Here is a 2,189-nt window from a genome sequence, read left to right as displayed (position 1 = left end):
TTCTTATCGAATGTTACGCCTGTTTTTTCAGCAAATCCTGATTTTAGAAACACATTTCTTGAAGGTGTAAAAAGTGCCGGTGTGTCTTATCCACAAAGCCTTCTCTCTGTTGCTGGTTTGAATGCTTCTCCTGTTTCAAAAAACAATTATTTAACAGCACTCAATAAAGCCGGATTAGAAAAGATTAATGCTTCTGATGACTATGCAAATTTTTTAACTAGAACCCTTACTAGTGTAGGTGATGATAATTCTATTGCGAATACTTTAAAAATCGATGACAATAAGTTATCAAAAAACACATTAAGTCCAGAAGACCAAAATAAGAAATTTGTTGTCGATCCACAGTTTTTTATGGACAGTAGCTCTGTAACTCGATCTTTCACTCAAAGTGGACAGGATACAGTGACTATTGATGCATCTGATTTCTCGCGAAAAGATCCTATAGCCAGAATGACACGTAGTGGAGAAGTACAGCGTGATGTATCGGGAAGTAATGTCATTTTTGGTGAAGGCGTTAATGCGAAAACCGTGGACAGTGTTGTTATTGGTTCTAAAGCGAAGGCGGTATTAGCTGAAAGAGACCAAAAGTTAGCGGCATCTGTTATCATAGGTTCTAACTCGGAGATCCATAGAGGTGGATCGGTTGCTGTTGGTGCAGATATAGTGGCACTAAATAATGATGCGGTTGCTGTTGGTCGTTTTATACGGGTAGAGGCGGACAGCAGTACAGCTTTAGGCTTTAAAACGCAAGTGAAGGTAGTAGGGGGTGTTGCTATAGGAAGTGATTCTGTAGCCAATAGGGCTAGTGGTGTTTTGGGCTATTCTCCTTATAAGAAAGCGAATGCAACAGGTGCTGACGCTCAATGGAAGAGTGGTTATGGTGCTGTGAGTGTTGGTGATGTCAGCGAGAAGAAAACGCGACAAATTATAGGGGTAGCAGCTGGTTCTGAACTGACTGATGCTGCTAATGTTGCGCAGATAAAGTCATTACAAGATTACGTAGATAAAGGTTGGCAGCTGTCTGCTGGTGGTGCAGATGCTACAACTATTGGTATAGAGAGCAAGATCGATTTATCAGCGGCAAGTGAAAATCTTCAAATTAGCAAAGGCAAAGATAATAATATAAAATTTGATCTAGCTAAGGAAATCGCAGTCAATAAAGTAACTGCAGGAAGCAGTACTTTAGACGCAACGGGCTTAGTGATTGCCAATGGTCCGAAAATAACCACCGGAGGTATTGATGCTGGAGGTAACAAGATAACTGGAGTGGCAACGGGTACTGAAAGCACCGATGCGGTGAATTTTGGACAACTGAAGGAAATAAAAGAACAAGTAGCAGCCAGTAGTTTTATTAAACAAGATGCGCAGACGAAATATATCACCATTGGTAAGGATACAGATGGCGATAAAATCACGATTGCCAATAAAGATAATAAGACCAGAATTCTTTCTGGCGTTGCATCTGGCACGGACGAGACTGATGCCGTGAATGTTGCGCAGTTAAAAGCTCTAAAAAACTCTATAACTTCAAGTTGGGATCTCTCTGTTGATGGTGCAGATACGACAAGTGTTGATTCAACCAACCCAATGGATTTGGCAGCTGGAAGTAGCAACTTAAATATTACAAAAGGCAAAGAGGACAATAAGGTAAAATTTGATTTAGCAAAGGACATCACACTAGAGAGCATAAAGGCAGGTACAAATACCTTAGACGCAACAGGCTTAGTTATTACAGGTGGTCCGAAAATAACAACTGGTGGTATTGATGCTGGCAATAAAGAGCTAAAAGGCGTTAAAGATGGGGCGCTCTCAGTAGGATCGACAGAAGCGGTAAATGGTTCACAACTTTTTGCAACAAATAATGAAATTGCTGATGTGAGAGACAGTATTCTTGTTAAGCAAGAAGAAGGGATGGCGTTAAGTCGCAGTTTCCGTGCTGAGGGATCAGGTGTTATCACCATTGGGAAAGGAACTGGTGGTACTGAAATCAGCATTCTGAATAAAGATAATGGGGCAAGGAAAATTTCCGGTCTATTAGGTGGCGCTCTCAGTGCAAATTCAGATGAAGCAGTCATTGGTTCTCAGTTGTTTACTACAAATCAAAATGTTACAACTGTAACAAGTGATCTCAAAACAGCATCTGAGAATGTAGTCAAATATTTTGGTGGTGGTGCTAGTTATAAAGATGG

Annotated in this window: 1 pseudogene; it reads left to right on the top strand. The window is 40.6% G+C overall.

From position 1 onward, the window contains the following. Positions 1–2,189: pseudogene (locus ACFILL_RS09065) on the top strand (hypothetical protein); the annotation flags it as partial.

Source organism: Bartonella sp. AP20NXHL (assembly GCF_042196165.1).
Classification (GTDB): Bacteria; Pseudomonadota; Alphaproteobacteria; order Rhizobiales; family Rhizobiaceae; genus Bartonella.
Note: the sequence above shows the minus strand (reverse complement) of the source record. Positions and strands in the feature narration are given on the sequence as shown.